This window comes from Veillonella parvula (genome assembly GCF_040097785.1).
Lineage (GTDB): Bacteria > Bacillota > Negativicutes > Veillonellales > Veillonellaceae > Veillonella > Veillonella parvula_D.
In genome coordinates, this window is record NZ_JBBNNS010000001.1 from 383,637 (window position 1) to 401,470 (window position 17,834).

At 37.3% G+C, this 17,834-nt stretch carries 12 protein-coding genes; 2 read left to right on the forward strand and 10 right to left on the reverse strand.

Annotation, left to right across the window (positions count from 1 at the left end):
• The 3 genes from holA to AAA071_RS01840 are packed head-to-tail and all read right to left on the reverse strand — an operon-like array spanning window position 1 to window position 3,744.
• Window positions 1–978, reverse strand: coding sequence for a DNA polymerase III subunit delta (holA, locus tag AAA071_RS01830; protein ID WP_024061647.1), 978 nt, complete (start codon window positions 976–978; stop codon window positions 1–3).
• An 11-nt stretch (window positions 979–989) separates the two neighbouring features.
• Window positions 990–3,218 (reverse strand): ComEC/Rec2 family competence protein, encoded by a 2,229-nt coding sequence (locus AAA071_RS01835; RefSeq protein ID WP_195213207.1) that lies wholly within the window; start codon window positions 3,216–3,218, stop codon window positions 990–992.
• Window positions 3,175–3,744, reverse strand: a complete 570-nt coding sequence (locus AAA071_RS01840; protein ID WP_008713964.1) for a ComEA family DNA-binding protein — start codon at window positions 3,742–3,744, stop codon at window positions 3,175–3,177. The genes AAA071_RS01835 and AAA071_RS01840 overlap by 44 nt, the downstream gene beginning before the upstream one ends.
• 111 nt (window positions 3,745–3,855) lie before the next feature.
• On the opposite strand from AAA071_RS01840, the gene AAA071_RS01845 reads away from it, so the two are divergent.
• Complete coding sequence (locus AAA071_RS01845; protein ID WP_118091417.1) at window positions 3,856–5,085, forward strand: aminopeptidase; 1,230 nt, start codon at window positions 3,856–3,858, stop codon at window positions 5,083–5,085.
• 160 nt (window positions 5,086–5,245) lie between these two features.
• On the opposite strand, the gene AAA071_RS01850 is transcribed toward AAA071_RS01845, so the two are convergent.
• From AAA071_RS01850 to AAA071_RS01860, 3 genes are all read right to left on the reverse strand, one after another.
• A complete protein-coding gene (locus AAA071_RS01850) occupies window positions 5,246–5,725 on the reverse strand; it encodes a deoxycytidylate deaminase (RefSeq protein ID WP_008713967.1) in 480 nt (159 codons plus the stop codon).
• A 75-nt stretch (window positions 5,726–5,800) separates the two neighbouring features.
• On the reverse strand, window positions 5,801–8,269 hold the full coding sequence (leuS, locus tag AAA071_RS01855; protein ID WP_195213206.1) for a leucine--tRNA ligase: 2,469 nt from the start codon (window positions 8,267–8,269) through the stop codon (window positions 5,801–5,803).
• Window positions 8,270–8,359: 90 nt separating this feature from the next.
• The gene (locus AAA071_RS01860) at window positions 8,360–10,042 is read right to left on the reverse strand and encodes a glycosyl hydrolase family 18 protein (RefSeq protein ID WP_060919823.1); all 1,683 of its coding nucleotides are present in this window, start codon (window positions 10,040–10,042) and stop codon (window positions 8,360–8,362) included.
• A 157-nt stretch (window positions 10,043–10,199) separates the two neighbouring features.
• Here AAA071_RS01860 and lgt point away from each other — a divergent pair, with 157 nt between their 5' ends.
• On the forward strand, window positions 10,200–11,024 hold the full coding sequence (lgt, locus tag AAA071_RS01865) for a prolipoprotein diacylglyceryl transferase (RefSeq protein ID WP_008713970.1): 825 nt from the start codon (window positions 10,200–10,202) through the stop codon (window positions 11,022–11,024).
• 108 nt (window positions 11,025–11,132) lie between these two features.
• On the opposite strand, the gene trmFO is transcribed toward lgt, so the two are convergent.
• The 4 genes from trmFO to AAA071_RS01885 all read right to left on the reverse strand — a co-directional run bounded on the left by trmFO (window position 11,133) and on the right by AAA071_RS01885 (window position 17,834).
• A complete protein-coding gene (gene trmFO, locus AAA071_RS01870) occupies window positions 11,133–12,449 on the reverse strand; it encodes a methylenetetrahydrofolate--tRNA-(uracil(54)-C(5))-methyltransferase (FADH(2)-oxidizing) TrmFO (protein ID WP_008713971.1) in 1,317 nt (438 codons plus the stop codon).
• Window positions 12,439–14,814 (reverse strand): type I DNA topoisomerase, encoded by a 2,376-nt coding sequence (topA, locus tag AAA071_RS01875; RefSeq protein ID WP_038125361.1) that lies wholly within the window; start codon window positions 14,812–14,814, stop codon window positions 12,439–12,441. The genes trmFO and topA overlap by 11 nt, the downstream gene beginning before the upstream one ends.
• The gene (dprA, locus tag AAA071_RS01880; protein WP_008713973.1) at window positions 14,804–16,030 is read right to left on the reverse strand and encodes a DNA-processing protein DprA; all 1,227 of its coding nucleotides are present in this window, start codon (window positions 16,028–16,030) and stop codon (window positions 14,804–14,806) included. Before dprA ends, topA begins: the two co-directional genes overlap by 11 nt.
• 106 nt (window positions 16,031–16,136) lie before the next feature.
• Entirely contained in the window at window positions 16,137–17,834 is a 1,698-nt protein-coding gene (locus tag AAA071_RS01885) for a YifB family Mg chelatase-like AAA ATPase (RefSeq protein ID WP_316581646.1), read from the reverse strand.

The following is a 17,834-nucleotide window of genomic DNA, read 5'->3' on the forward strand; positions in this document are numbered from 1 at the left end:
TTATCCCTTATACCCACAGTAGGTAATACATAAATCTCTAAATCGCCAAATATCGCCCTTGCTGCTACGGCTATCTAATATAATCTCATAAAGCCCTTTTAATAAAGCTCGTAGAGCCTTAATTGAAATTCTCGGACTCGCCTCGTAAGCTAGCTTAATCGGATATGGTTTAAATGACGAATCATGATCCTTACATAAGTTTTGTATGGCTTGAACAGACATACCCACTTGGCGACATTCGCTAACTAGCAACTGTAAACGTAATTGCCCCTCAATATAGCTCATAGCACGGTCTAATTCTTTATAGCCGAACATAAATGGAAATAGTTCAAGTAATGTATCGATATCTCTTTTTAATAGAGCCTCTTTAAAAGTAAAAATGTTTTTGGCTCCATAGTCACTACCGTTTTCTTCGAGAAATTCTTTGGTAATAACCTTTTCCCCAGTAATCTGTAAAAAATATCGGTCAAACTCAGTTCTCATAAAAGAAACAGGTACCTCTTGCCACAAATCAATGAGATGAGCCACATATTCCTGTGCATCAGGCGTCATTTTAAAGCCGTTAGACGTACAGTACTGACGTATCCACATCACGAGGTCTGCCCCTTCAAGACGCTTACATTGATGATTTGGTATTTTTTCTAAAATCTCTTTATTCTGCTTAATACGTTTATCAATCATATCATGATAAATCAAAACGATAGGATTATCTCCATTATATTCCAAGAGGAGTTCATACAATGGAATCCAAGCATCACTATTTTTGCCACTTTTACGAATGATAGGCAAATTAACTAAACAGAAGACCTTTTGATCGCCAAAAAGTGAATCTTCACATAGTTTTTCACTTATTTTTTGTGGGCCCACCTCATCATCTAATACAGTCACTGGAAGGTCTGGATAGGCACTTAAAAATTTACGTTTTTCTTCTTCAATTAATTGTGGTTCGTCGCCATAGATGAGTTGAATATGTGCCATGTTCCCTCCTTTCACAGATAGATATCTTTAATAAAGCTGTATCCCATTATATACATATGTTCTGATGATGGATCCACATCGCGTAAAGCACCATGAGGACTACTAAACAAAACAGTACTACGCGGTGAAATACGATCAATTTCATGCATTACACTAAATCGACTCGTTATAAATAAAACATTAGCCTTATCATTTAATTTTAGATTTTTTTCTCTACTTTGTCCATTATATACGACTATTTGGTTCATACCATTTTTATATATTACCCTTGCCGAACCGTTACTGTGAAAGTACTTAACTTTTACCATTCTAGGATTCATGCCATATGCCCTAATAGTTTGATTAATTAGACTTTCATTAGGCATTGTTTTAATATAATCTGGTGCATCGATTAACAAATATGCCTGTTCATGGTTTGGTGCTATACACAGCAGCACATTACACTGTTTCATAGGAATATAATGGATTAACGTATTCTTGTGATGATGAGTCACATAGTATGAAACACCATAGGCTGCAACCATGCATAATAAGGACATTACTACATATACAGTATACTTCTTCTTATGTGTCAAAAAGTACGTAAACAGACCTAGTAAAGTATAATATACATAAACACAATAAAGATGCATCATACCAAGCCAAAGTAAACTATCACTACTCCCTAAGACATGATTTAAATATAACGATATGCGTAATAGTACATCTATCAAAGACCATGGAAAAGATATAGACATTACATAGCTAATAACAGTGCTTATAAAGATTAAAATGATGGATATATCTAATATAGGTGCTACTATGCAAGCTGCTAATAAACTAGCAATACTAATATAGTGAAAGTAATACAGCTGTAGCGGCAAGATGAGCAACTGTGCTGACACACATAAAACAAGGGGTGTTTTAATCCATTTTGGTAGCCATTGTATCCGTTCATATAGTACCTTCCCCCATATAAGTAAACCATAGGTTGCACCAAAGGATAGTTGAAAGCTTACATCAAACAAAGAAAAAGGATCATATACAAGACATAGTATAGCGCATATACATAAAGCCTGTTTAGCTTGATATAATCGTCCTTTTACATAAGCCATGCACATGAGTATACTCATCATCGTTGCACGTATAACAGGTGCATCTCCACCAACGATACAGCAATATATACAAGCTACTAATATACCTAAAATTAAGCATGTGCGCTTCCCTAATTTAACGAGTCTTCCTAAACCGTAAATTAAGGCTAATAGCAGTGCAATATGTGAGCCAGAGATAGATAAAATATGGATGAGACCCGTATAAGCAAAATCTTTCATTCGCTTTTCCCCTAGCTCACTATAATGACCACCCAAGCATAAGGCTTGTGCTAATACCTTTTGTGGACCATCTAGATTACTAGCAATATTTTTTTCAATAGATTCTCGTATTTGACCACATAAATATAAACTTTTTCCATATAGTTTTTCAGAAAATGTTTCTTTAAAGTGGAATGCTTGTAAATCTTTATTAGTAGCAGATCGATATACACCATCATAGATTCGACCTCTTGTATTAGAGCTCATATATCTGCCTCTAAGATTAATGCGTCCTTCCTCTTCAATGAGAAATAAGCTTTTTGGTGTACCTTCAATTATTGCTTGTTCCCCTAGCCGTATTGTATACTTTGTAGCAGATACCTTTGAGTAAATCTGTAATCGACCCTGTGCCTTAATATAGTCATTTTTAGCAGAATCTTTATAGGGATGTAATCCATGTAACTCTACATTATATTTGTAATATTCCTGTCCATCTAGATTTACTATTTCAGGAGATGATACAACAGTACCTAGATATTCTCCTTCTTGCTGTAAATAGTATGATGTATAGCTACTATAATTAATAATTTGTAAGTCTGTATGATAATAGGATAATCCCATTGCAGCAAAAACTAATATTAATAAATTGGCATATAAACGCCACCTACAATAAGATTGCATTATTTTAATAACAGTTACACCAATAATAGCTAAGGCAATCGCAAAAATATAATGCATTTGACTAAGTACGGGATAATATTTACCATATCCTAATATAGTGCCAATTATTATAGATCCCAATATAGTATGTGCCCATTGGCTATAAGTTATAAATGGCTTTGTATTAACTAAAACTTGAGTATTGAAGATTGATTCCTCAAACGCTCGTTCTGTATTCCTAAATTTAGATTGTAATTTTATCTTTAATCTTCTTAAATACGCCATCACCGATGCCCTTCACCCCCTTGATACCTTCAACGGATGTAAAGGGTCCTTTTTGTGAACGATACTCTTCAATTCTTTTTGCCATAGCGGGTCCTATGCCTGGTAATGCATCAAGATCTTTTGCAGAAGCTGTATTGATATTAATTTTGTTACCGCGCAATAAAACCTCTGGATTGCCGTGGAAGTTAAATACTATGTGGATATGATCTCCCGCATTAACCGACTTTGCCATATTAACTGATTCTACATCAGCATAAGGTAATAGCCCACCTGCTAACTGAACTACATCACCTACAGTAGCACTACTTTCAAACTCATATAAACCAGGTGAAACTACGGCGCCCGTAATATAAGCTATAGGTTTGTTGGATGTTTGTTCAACAGTTGATATAGAAGAATTTCCATCTATTGCTCCTTCAACTAAGACAGAATCGCTTTCATCTGTTATAATAGGCCATAGGAAATAAATTCCTACTAAAACACATAGGATTAATATAATTGTCATATATGGCTTCAATTTTACTTTCATAGTGCACCTCCTACTGAAAGAATTCCCTATGAAAAAGTAAACTCCTATCGTTGACTCTATTGGTCACACCAGCAGGAGTTTCATAATTGATGTCGAATATAAGGAGATACAATGAATCAAGAAACATTAAAAAAATACGCCCATACCTTGTTAAAATATGGCGTAAATTTACAAGAAGATCAAACTCTTGTTATTTCTGTAGATGTGGAAAACAAAGACTTTGCAGTTATCGTCACAGAAGAAGCATATGAATTAGGTGCCAAAGAGGTTGTCCTCAACTGGAGATGTTCTCCAATCGCTCGTCAACATTTATTACATGCTAAGGAATCTGTATTACAAAGACCGGCTAACTGGATTCCTGAATTCTACAAGCAATACATCGATGATAAGGCCGCTTTCTTATCTTTGATTAGTGCGAATCCAAAAGCGTTAGAAGGTATTCCAACAAATCGTATTTCACTACAATCTCGCAACTTAAATAAAGCTTTATCCTTCTACCATACAGCGATTATGAAGTCCTCTGTTACGTGGTGCGTTGCTTCTGTACCAACTGTTCTATGGGCAGATTTACTTGGCTATGAAGGTACAGATGAAGAGAAAATTGAACAACTATGGGCTACCCTATTAAAACTTTGCCGTATTGAAGGTGTAGAACCGAAAGACACATATCGTCATCACATGGCAAAATTGCGTCACCGCTGTGAAGCATTGAATAAATTAGACTTAAAGGCATTGCGTTATACTTGTAAAAATGGTACTGACCTCTTATTAGAATTACCAGAAGGTCATATATGGCTAGGTGGTGAAGAATCTTCAAAAGATGGCACTATTTTTAATGCCAATATTCCTACAGAGGAAGTTTTCTCCGCACCCCAATATAATGGTGTTAATGGTATTGTATACAGCACAAAACCTTTAATTTACCATGGCAATACTATTTCTGATTTCTCCTTTACTTTCAAAGAAGGTAAAATCGTTGATTATACTGCAAAAGAAGGTTATGAAGTATTAAAAGAGTTAATAGAAACCGATGAAGGCTCCCACTACCTCGGCGAAGTTGCTTTGGTGGACCACTTCAGCCCAATTAGCCAATCTAACCAAATTTTCTACGAAACATTGTTTGATGAAAATGCATCCTGCCATTTAGCGATTGGTGCATCTTATCCTACATGCCTCAAAAATAGTGATGGTTTATCTGAAGAAGAATTAAAAGAACGTGGCCTTAACTACTCCTTAACACATGTAGACTTTATGATTGGTGATGAACATATGAATATTAAAGGCTACACTCGTGATGGCCAAGAAGTAGACATTATGATTGATGGCCGTTTACAAGTATAAACATGACTACAGTGTAATCCTACATTGGATGATAGTAAAAACTGTACGTTCAATCTAACGGATCTGGTTGATATCAATTTATAATAGAAAACTACATATAAAAGAGCCCCTATATACAAGCGTATATAGGGGCTCTTATTAGTGGTAAAAAATTATTATATCACAATGTAATATTCAATGTGCGGCCTGTAGATTTGTATTCAATAATGTCTACACCTGCGGTTTTCAACATCCGTTTGGATGCTTTTACTTCTTTTGTATCCTTATAGAGATCATCGCGATAGATAACGGCTTTAATACCACTTTGAATGATGGCTTTCGCACATTCATTACATGGGAAAAGCGTTACATATATTTTAGAGCCCTCTAAAGAACCGCCACGATAATTCAAAATTGCATTCAGTTCACTATGTACGGTATAGAAATACTTATTATCATCAGCTGTATCACGTTCCCATGTGAAATCATCATCACTGCAATTCAAAGGCATACCATTATAACCAATGGACAAGATTTTATTATCATTACTAACAATACATGCACCAACTTGTGTATTTGGATCCTTAGAACGTTGTGCTGCCAAAATGGCAACACCCATGAAGTATTCATTCCAGGAAATATAATCGCTACGTTTTGCCATAATTACCTCACTTAAAATAAGCCCCCTTCTACCTATGTAGTTGGGGGCTTACAATATTAAACAAATAGAATATCCTTATTTAACAACGATATTTACAAGTTTACCAGGTACGTAAATAACTTTTACGATATTCTTACCTTCTATAAATTCTTGAACACGGCTAGATTCTTTGGCCAATGTTTCTAATTCTTCTTTTGTAATACTTACGGAAACAGTAAGTTTATCACGAACTTTACCATTTACTTGTAATACTACTTCTACTTCATCTACAACGAGAGCTGCCTCTTCGTATACAGGCCATTTTTCAGTATGGATGGATGTAGTTTCACCCAATTCATGCCACAACTCTTCTGTCATATGAGGAACAAATGGTGCTAAAAGAAGCAATAAGGAATGTGTCAATTCATTAGCTAATGCGCTATTGATTGTTTCTGCTTTATCCTTATGAGCGTACATAGCATTTACAAGTTCCATGATAGCAGAAATAGCAGTATTGAAGTTGAAGTTGTTATCGAGGTCTTCTGTTACCTTTTTGATAACACGGTGTAATTCACGACGCAATCCGAATTCGTCTTTTGTAAGATCACCAGTTACATTTTTCTTAGCCTCTTCGTTGTACGCATCAACAATACGCCATACACGGCCTAAGAAACGATAAGAACCTTCAACACCTTGGTCAGACCAATCAAGGTCACGATCTACAGGCGCTGCGAATAGAATAAACAAGCGAGCAGTATCTGCACCATAAGTATTGATAATTTCTTCAGGAGAAACTACATTACCTTTAGATTTAGACATTTTACTGCCTTCTTTAAGAACCATACCTTGTGTCAACAAGCCACGGAATGGTTCATTTGCATCGATAAGGCCTAAATCGTGAATAACTTTCACAAAGAATCGAGAGTACAATAAATGCAAGATAGCATGTTCAATACCACCGATATATTGGTCTACATTCATCCAGTAGTTAGCGATTTTTTTATCGAATGGAGCTTGATCGTTTTTAGCATCTGCATAGCGCAAGAAATACCAAGAAGAATCGATAAATGTATCCATTGTATCTGTTTCACGACGTGCAGGGCCACCACACTTAGGACATGTAGTATTTAGGAAGCTTTCAGATGTAGCTAATGGAGATACGGCACCAGATTCAAATTTAACATTCTCTGGCAAGCGTACTGGCAACTCTTCTTCAGGAACGAGTTGTTCACCACATTTTTCACAATATACTACAGGAATTGGCACGCCCCAGTAACGTTGACGAGAAATCAACCAGTCACGAAGGCGGAAGTTTACTTTACCTTCACCAATACCGCGTTCATTAAGAGCAGCTGTAATATTTTTACGAGCCTCTGCAGATGTTTGGCCGTTATAATCGCCAGAGTTAACTAGAATGCCATCTTCATGGTACCATTCTTGCCATTTTTCAAGGCTATATTCTTCGCCTTCACAAGCTACAACCTGTTTAATTGGCAAATCGTATTTATGAGCAAATTCCCAGTCACGTTCATCATGTGCAGGAGAACCCATTACAGCGCCTGTACCGTAGTCTACTAATACATAGTTAGCAATCCAAACCGGTACTTGTTCGCCAGACATAGGGTTTACTGCATAAGAGCCTGTGAACATACCTTCTTTAGGTGCCTCTGTAGATGTACGGTCGATATCGCTCATATTCCGCATACGTGTAATAAAAGCTTCTAATTCAGCTTTATTAGGAGCGTTTTCAATAATGCGTTCTACATATGGATGTTCAGGAGCCAGTACTACATAGCTTACGCCATAAATTGTATCTACACGGGTCGTATACACAGATACACGTTCATTAATAGACGGTACTTCAAAGGAAAACTCCGTACCTTCTGAGCGGCCAATCCAATTCTTTTGCATCAATTTAACGCGTTGTGGCCAGTGATCAAGAGTATCCAAATCAGTTAACAAGCGATCTGCATATTCAGTGATGCGCAAGAACCATTGAGACAAGTCTTTTTTCTCAACTGGGTTATCACAGCGCCAGCAAGCACCATCGATGACTTGTTCGTTTGCCAATACAGTATGACAAGTTTCACACCAGTTTACTTTAGCTTCTTTTTTGTACGCTAAGCCTTTTTTATAAAATTGTTGGAAGAACCATTGAGTCCATTTATAGTAATCTTCTTTGCAAGTCGCTACTTCACGGTCCCAATCGTAGGACAAACCAAGAGCTTTTTGTTGTAATTTCATGTTCTCGATATTATCAAGAGTCCATGTTTTAGGTGCAATACCATGTTTGATAGCCGCATTTTCAGCAGGCATACCAAAGGAGTCCCAGCCCATTGGATGCAACACGTTGAAGCCCTTCATTTTTTTGAAACGAGCTACTACGTCACCGATGGAATAGTTACGCACGTGACCCATGTGTAAGTTACCAGATGGGTACGGGAACATTTCTAATACATAGTATTTTTCTTTAGATTCATCATATTCTGTTTTAAATGTATGGTTATCTTCCCAATACTGTTGCCACTTTTTTTCAATATCTTGGGCTACATACTTTTCGTTCATGTAGGGGCCTCCTCATATGGTCAACCTCATAGGTTGCCATTTTATAATTAATATTTTTATTTTACTACGTACTGTAAAAGCAGTCAAACACTAGCGTTTTACGACTTGAATAGTTTTTATTAAATCATTTTTAGGGCTTGTATTTTGATCAGAACTATGACTAGTATATAAATCATTTTGCTCTTTAACAGTTTGTTTATTGTGTTCTTTTCTAGCTTTAGCCTCTTCTTCTAAGCGTTTTTTCTCAGCTTTTACTTTTTCAACTTCTTCTTTTGCTTTGCGTTTAGCAGCTTCTTTCTCTTCTTTAGCTTTCCGTTTTGCTTCCGCTTTAGCTGCTTTTTCTTTTTCTTTTTCTTCTAAGCGTAATTTGTATTGTTCAAGCTTTGTTAATGGTTTAGCTTCTTGAACTACAGGTTCAGGAACAACTGCTGTAGGAGATTTAGGAATACCACGTCCTAAGTCTTTTTCTTGAATCATAGTAATCGTAGAAATATCTTCAAACCCTTTACGCCATGCTGCAAACCCACCAAGGTGTAATTCTTTTACCAGATCAAGTTTTAAGCCTAACGATGTATTATCTTCAAACCAAATACGATCTGAACCAGAAGCTGTTGGAATAGATAAATAGTATAACTTTAATCGATCGTCCCAAGTCATTTTATCTCTGTAATTAGCAAAGTAATTACTTGTATTCTTCATAGCCAATGTCTCGCTTTTTGCATAACCATTCGTTTCATGCCATAAGCGCATATAGAATGGTACGCCTAATATTAACTTTTGAGAAGGAACTTCAGATAGCATTCTTTCTGTATGACTACGGACCCAAGGATAACTTGCAACAGGACCTGCAGTAGTACTCTTAGCCCAAGTTTCGTCATACGCCATAAGAACTACATAATCTACTGTATCTGCCAAAGCTTTACGGTTATACACTAATGACCATTCTGGACTATCAGAATAGCCAGTCACATCGATAGAAGTTTTAATATTATACTGATGTAAATGATTAGACAAATATGCTACAAATGTTGTTAAACGATCACGATCAGCATAATTAATGTTTTCAAAGTCAAAGTTATAACCATCAAACCCATATATATAGGCATATTGAACAAGGTTATGAGCAAATTTCTTCCATACCGATTGATCCGACAAAATACCACTTGTAAAATTAGAGTCAAACCGATTAGTAATTAACGGCCAAATATGATAGCCTTTATCCTTATACGCTTTCACATAATCAATATTTACATTTGAACTTGCTTCTAAACCTAAGCTATGCAATTTAAACCAACTTGGAGAAATAATATTATCACCACTCGTATTGAGTTTTGCCTGATACGGAATTCCCTCTGTTGTCCATGGATCAAAAGCCCAAGCCAATGGTGTTTGCAATGTATAAGGTGCTTTCACCGTAGATGCTTCTGGTGCAGGTCCTAAAATAAGTTGACCATTATTTTTTGTATAACTAACACCCAGCATAGCTGGCTCAGACTCAATATCTACATAGGATATACCATCTTTTTTGGTAATGGGCAATTTAACAGGTTCACCTACGGCTGCAGGATTTAAAATAACCGTATCACCTTGTAATTCACTTTGTGGAATATATACTGTATATGCTGTTTTATATTGATTTGCTTCGTAATGACGTGTAGTAGTGGCTAAAAATTGATCTAATGGTACCAATACCTCTGCTTGTACGATTGTACTAGATAATGCAGACATTACTAAAGCTGTTAATGATTTTATAATAGTAGATTTACGAATCATGTACTCTCCTAATTCTAGGTCCCATACTGGGATACAATACCAATCTCTATATTATACCATATTATATATAGTTCATCTCTTTTCTTGCATGAAGGATATATGTAATTTATAATTTAATTTATGTACTAATAAAAAATTATCACATAAGGAGTTTTGTATGCATCAATATTTATTTTTCATAGGGGACTTCCCTATTAGAGCCTATGGTACCATGTTAGCTTTGGCTATCATTTGTGGTGCCTCTGTTGCCTATGTACTTTTGAAAAAGGATGGCCGCGGTTGGCATGAACACATCATCGACTTTTCCATTACTGTAGCCGTAGCTGGTCTCATCGGTGCTCGTCTATGGGACGTATTCTTCTTTGATTGGGATTATTACGGTAATCATTTATTAGAAATTCCCTTTGTTTGGCAAGGAGGTATGGCCATTCAAGGTGGCGTGGTACTAGGCACAATTGCTGGCTATTGGTATCTTCGTAAAAACAAAATTGACTTTTGGGCTTTTGCCGATTTATTTGCCCCTGCATTGATTTTAGCTCAATCGGTAGGCCGTATGGCAAACCTTTTAAACGGTGATGCTTTCGGTCATCCTACGGGTGGTAATTATGGTATTATCTATCCTGAAAGTACCCTTGCCTATCGCACCTACGGTAATCAGCCGCTTTGGCCTGCCGAAGTATGGGAAGGTCAAATTGATATTCTCATCTTTGTAGCCCTTCTATTATTTGGATCTTTCAAACATGCTAAGGGCCAAGTGTTCGTACTATATGCCATTCTCTATTCTACGGCTCGCTTCTTCTTAGAGTTCTTACGTGGCGATTACGTAAACTTAACGCTAGGTTTAAAATCTGCTCAAATGACGAGTTTAATAGCCATCATTGTAGGTATCTGTGTATTCATTTATCTAGGCTATCTTGAAAAGAAAAATCAAGCTGTTATAGTAGCTACAGAATCAACAACAAAAACTAAAAAACGTAAATAATAAATACAAAAATACTTAACAAAAAAGTCCTACACTCATGGGTTTTACCTATGAATGTAGGACTTTTACTATTTTTTGAAATAAAACTATTTCTTAAAAGGCTATTTCTTATAAATTTTCTTTAGCTTTTAGAGCATCCAGTTCTTCTAAAGCACGATTTGCAATCAGTGCATTTTTTTCTTTTTTCTTGCGTACTTTTTGAGGCCATGGATCCATGATGCCAAAGTTGACATTCATCGGTTGGAAGTTAGAGCCTTCGTAGTTAGAAATATAGTGACTAAGGGAACCGATAGCCGTCGTCTTAGGAAACTCAATAAATGGTTGTTCCTCTAAGTAACGGTCTACTTGTAGGCCTACCATTAGACCACTAGCAGCAGATTCTAAATAACCTTCAACTCCAGTCATTTGACCAGCAAAGAATAAACGCGGTTCCTTTTTAAGCTGGAATGCATGATTCAATAACTCAGGAGAATTGATATACGTATTGCGATGCATAACACCATAACGAATAAAATCGGCATTTTCAAGGCCTGGAATCATACCGAATACACGCTTTTGCTCGCCCCATTTTAAATGAGTTTGAAAGCCTACCAAATTAAACATGGTACCTTCTTTATTCTCCTTACGCAATTGCACAACTGCATAAGATTCCTCATCGGTGCGTTTATCCACTAAGCCCACAGGCTTTAAGGGCCCATAACGCAATGTATCTTCCCCACGGCTCGCCATAATTTCTACGGGCATACAGCCTTCAAAGTAGATTTCCTTTTCAAAATCTTTTGGTTGTACGGCTTCAGCCGTTGTAAGCTCATGCCAGAACGCTTTATATTCTTCTTCGGTCATAGGACAGTTAAGATAATCCGCATCGCCCTTATCATAACGTGAGGCAGCAAAAACTTTATCATAGTTTAAGGATTCAGCCGTTACAATAGGTGCAGCAGCATCGTAGAAGTAAAAGCCTGTTTCACCAGTTAAGGCCTTAATCTTATCTCCTAATGCTTCAGATGTAAGCGGACCAGATGCAAAAATAACAGTTGCTTCTGTAGGAAGTTCAGTGACCTCTTCTAGATGAACTGTAATATTAGGATGACCTTTTACTTTTTTCGTCACCATTTCACTAAATAAATGACGATCAACGGCTAAAGCACCACCTGCAGGAACAGCAGTTGCATCAGCACATTCCATAATGATGGAACCGAGACGACGCATTTCTTCTTTCAAAAGACCTACCGCATTTTCAATATTACCAGCGCGCAACGAGTTACTACATACGAGCTCTGCAAATTGATCTGTTTGGTGCGCAGGAGAACTCTTAACAGGACGCATTTCATATAAGTCTACATGAATGCCTCGGTTAGCAAGCTGCCAAGCTGCTTCGGATCCTGCAAGGCCTGCACCAATAACGATAACATTTTTATGATTCAATTGTAGTTTCCTCTTTTTTAGCTTTGCTAGACTTTTTAGATTCTTTTACAGTTTCTTCACTAGCTTCGCTTTTTTTCTTTCTTGTTTTCTTTGGTGGCCTAGTAGGACAAGTTTCATTGGAACAGAACTTTTTAACTGTACCATTTTTATATGTCTTTTCAACCATTATAGAACCACATGTTTCACAGAAATCATGAGTTGGCTTATCCCATAATGTAAAGTCGCATTGTGGGTATCGATTACAGCCATAGAAAATACGCCCACGACGAGACTTGCGTTCTACGATTTCCCCTTCTTTACATTTAGGACATGTTACACCAGTTCCTACTGTAATAGGTTTAGTATTTTTACATTCCGGGAAGTTAGAACATGCTAAGAACTTACCGTAGCGACCAAATTTATATACCATTGGGCTATTGCAAAGTTCACAGATTTCATCACTTTCCATAGATGCAATTTCAATGCGGTCTACGTCACTTGCATCTTCTAGCTCTTGCGCAAAGACCTCGTAGAAATCAGATAATACTTTTACATACGTATCCTTGCCAGACGCAATAGCATCTAGTTCTTCTTCTAGATCACGGGTAAAGCCAGTATTGATGATTTTTTCAAAGTATGCAATCAAGAAATCTACCACCACAAAGCCTAGCTCTGTAGGCACGAATTGTTTATTCGTATTTTCCACATAGTTACGGCTTACGATAGTATCTAGAATTGGTGCGTATGTACTAGGGCGACCAATGCCGAGTTCTTCTAATGTCTTGATAAGACTCGCCTCGGAGTAACGTGGAGGTGGTTGTGTGAAATGTTGTTCAGGCAATACCTCTACCGTATGGGCAGCATCATTCTTTTTTAAAACAGGTAATTGAGGTACATCCTCTTTTTTTGCATCTTCATAAACGGTACTGAAACCTGGGAAGATAACACGAGAGCCAGTCGCTTTAAATGTATAGTCATCTTTTACATTCAACTCTATCGTTGTGGATTCATTTAGTTGCGGCGCCATTTGGCTAGCCATAAAACGATTCCAAATCAACGTATATAGCTTAAGTTCATCACGACTCAAGAATGGTTCCACCATTTTAGGTGTTAACTCGAGAGATGTAGGACGAATAGCCTCATGCGCATCTTGTGCAGAACCCTTAGAGCCGTACACATTTGGTTTAGACGGATAATAGTCTTCCCCATAATTGCGAAGAATAAAGTCCTTAGCCATAGCTTGCATCTCTTTAGAGATACGCGTAGAGTCTGTACGCATATATGTAATCAAACCTACGTGGCCATAGGAGCCAATTTCTAAACCTTCATATAAATGTTGAGCAATCATCATCGTACGCTTAGCACCAAAGTTCAATTTACGCACACCATCTTGTTGCAAGGTAGATGTTGTAAATGGAGGTGCCGCTTTACGAGAACGCTTGCGCTTTTCAATATTAGTCACTACTGCATCTTCATTGCCAATAGCATCAACTATGGCTTGTGCATCACTTTCAGTAGTAATATCGATTTTTTCACCTTTAATATGGGTTAATTCCGCTGTGAAAGCCTCTTTTTTAGGCGTTTCAAAATTGCCTTCAATAGTCCAATATTCTTGTGGCACGAAAGCTTGAATTTCTCGCTCTCTTTCACAGATAAGTCGAACTGCAACGGATTGCACACGACCTGCACTGAGGCCTTTACAAACCTTTTTCCATAATAAAGGACTCAATTTATAGCCTACGATACGGTCTAATACACGGCGTGCTTGTTGAGCATCTACCATGTTCATATCGATAGTACGTGGAGAACCTAATGCTTCTGCTACCGCATTTTTAGTAATCTCATTGAACGTAATACGGCATGTAGATGTAGGATCTACATTTAGAATGTACGCTAAATGCCAAGAAATAGCTTCCCCTTCACGGTCAGGGTCAGTTGCAAGCAATACGGCACTGCTTTCATCAGCATAAGAAACTAGTTCATCAATAACCTTTTTACGTGTTACCAAATTACTATAGCGCGGCGTGAAATCATGCTCTATATCGATGCCCATTTGAGATTTAGGCAAATCTCGTAAATGGCCCATACTCGCTTTTACAACGTAGTTGGGACCTAAGAATTTTTCAATTGTTTTAGATTTAGCAGGAGACTCTACGATTACTAATACTTTGCCATCAGGATTATATACGCGAGGTTCGCGTTGCTCCGGTGGCACTGAAGTTTGTAGTACAGATTTATCCCGTACAATCCCCATTGGAGTAAGGGCTTCCTTAGCTACCTTACGCTTTATCGTAGTACTTTCTTTCTTAGTATTTTTCTTTTTTGTGTCATTACTAGTACTAGCTGCTTTCGGCTCGCCAATAACGATAGATCGTTTAATGGACAAGTATATCACTCCTAGTCATATTAATATAGCCTCTCGGCGGATGATTCTCTATAGCCCCTTCCATTTCTAACTCTAGTAATAAGGGCTGTAGTTGTTGTAATGGAATACGAGTAGCTTTCAAAATATCACTAACCGTAATACATCGATCATGAGGTATTTCACTCAATATTACACTCCTATCCACATTAAAGCTTAACATAGAGCACCCTTTTCTATCAACACTTTGACTATGATTCCCTATTTGAACGCTATCTTTTACACCTTTATTTTCATTATTCCTTGTTGGTAAAAATTTTTGTTCACTAGAAAAATATTCCCGCAATGTTAAATGATATTGTTCAACTATATCCTCATACCCAGTAAGTACATATGCACCATTTCTCATTAGAAATTTATTTCCATCAGCCGTATGGTCTAATAGATTACATGGTACCACAAATACATCTCGACCTTCACTAACCGCCATATCTGCCGTAATCAAAGAACCACTACTGGACTTGGCCTCCACTACGATAACACCTCTGCATAATCCACTAATAATACGATTCCGTGCTGGGAAATGTTTTGCGGACGGCGGTGTACCCGGCGGGTATTCGGATAGAAGTAACCCATTATTTTGTAACATACGATCAAATAATTTCGCATTTTCTCGAGGATAGGTAATATCTAAACCACATCCCATAACAATGATTCCATACCCCTGACTAGCTAGAAGGCCTTCATGACCATGTGAGTCTATACCACGAGCTCCACCGCTGACAATAATGGTACTGTATTTACCCAATTCTTTGCCGAGCATTCTCGCCACATTCCGGCCATATAAGGAGCAACTCCTTGCTCCAACAATAGCAATGCGATTTAATCGTCCATCTAAGAGTGCCCGATTACCTCTCATAAATAAAATGGCTGGCGGATTATATATATGATTTAAAATAGACGGAAAGTCTTTGTCTAAAAAGGTAGTAAAATCCATCTGGTATTCGTCTACTTTATGGATAATATAATCCAACTTCTCATCTTTAGCCGATGTTGAAATAGCACGTTTATCAGATGCAGAAATATGTGTATAAGATTTTAAGTTTTTTACATTCTTAATAGCTTGCCACGCATCATAAGGGGATCCAAAATCCTCTATAAATCGCCTTACATATGTGGCTCCAACATTGTATAAGCTTTGTAATCCTGCAATATAAATATTGTCATCGTATCTAATCATATAAACACCTAGTAATTCTTTCTATGTATATAAGCCTTAGTTTTATATAGAATTAAACAACTATTTTTGGCAAATAAACAACTACTAAATTTATAAGATAATTACTTTATTTGCCAGTTCTAAATAACATTGCTTCAGAAATATGATGTGGTTCTACTTTTGGATTTTCTTCTAAATCAGCAATTGTACGAGCCACCTTTAATATGCGATCAAAAGCTCGCCCACTTAAATGAAAATGGTCAAATATATTGCCTAAAACACTCCAGGCCTTATCTGTAATATTGCATAGTTCACTAATTGCCTTATGAGGAACTGCTCCATTCGAATTAAAGTCAAAACCTTCAAATCGTTTTTGCTGCATAGCAGTAGCCATGATAACTTGTTGTCTCATACTTTCACTCGTCATATTTGAAGTTGATGTATCTAACAGCTGTTCAAGGGTCGGTCTCTCAACGGGAATATGTAAATCAATACGATCCATAATCGGCCCTGATAACCGTTGCTGGTAGTTTTTAACCATCGTTTCTGTACAGACACATTCCTTATGGGGATCATGGTAATAACCACAAGGACAAGGATTTGCCGCAAGAATACAAATAAAATTAGCTGGATATATATAATTTCCTTGAGCCCGATTTATAGTAATAGTCCTAGACTCTAGTGGCTGTCGTAATGCATCAATTACTTGACGTTGAAACTCAGGTGCCTCATCCATAAATAATACGCCTCCATGAGCTAGTGTTACCTCTCCAGGGCGCCCCTGTATTCCTCCACCTACCATACTAGCCAGAGTTGCCGTATGATGAGGATGTCTAAAAGGTCTAGATGTAACAAGCCCATTATCACCGAGTAACCCAATAACGTCTTGTATGCGACTCACTTCAACGATTTCATTCCAATTCATAGGAGGCAATATGGTAGGCAATCGTTCGGCCATCATCGTTTTACCCCCACCTGGAGGTCCTATCATAATACAATGATGATGACCTGCAGCACTGATGAGCATGGCTCGTTTTCCTAACTCTTGACCTTGTACATCGCCAAAATCAACTGTATATGTTTGAATAGTCTTTATAGTTATACTTTCATCCGTGACAGACGTATCAACACAACTATTACTAATTGCGCTTACGTGCTGTTTACTCATTGTATATAGATTTTCATTGGTTCCAGTTAATGGCATAGACTCTAGAGTTGATTTATTGATATTATGTTTATCTACATGTTCTGTTTTGATACTTATTTGTTTATTTTTATCAACTACCTTTGGCTTAGCTTGTTCCTCTAAAATAGTAATAATTTCTTGTAGTGATGATCCAACATATATGGTTAAATTAGGAATAGCTTGTAGCACTTTACTATTTTCAATACTTGTATAAACTTTTGAATAGTTAGCATCTAATCCTGCTAGCGACATAGCTAAAGTCCCAAAGGTTGGTAATAGCGAACCATCTAACGCTAACTCTCCCATAAACAGACTCTTATCAAATAAAGCCGAAATCTTTGCTTTACGCCCCTTTATCTGTCCTGATGCAAGCAGAATCCCTAAAGCAATCGCTAAGTCGAGTCCAGCGCTACTTTTACGAATTGTGGCAGGTGCTAAATTGACTACGATACGTCTCATTGGAAATTCGTAGCCACTATTTTTAATGGCCGCTCGCACTCGTTCACGAGCCTCTTTAACCGATTGATTAGGTAGACCAACGATATCAAAAACCGGCAAACCTTGTGATATATCGACCTCTACAGTAATGATGCATCCATCAATGCCGTGCAAGGTGGCTCCATATAATTTTGCGTACAT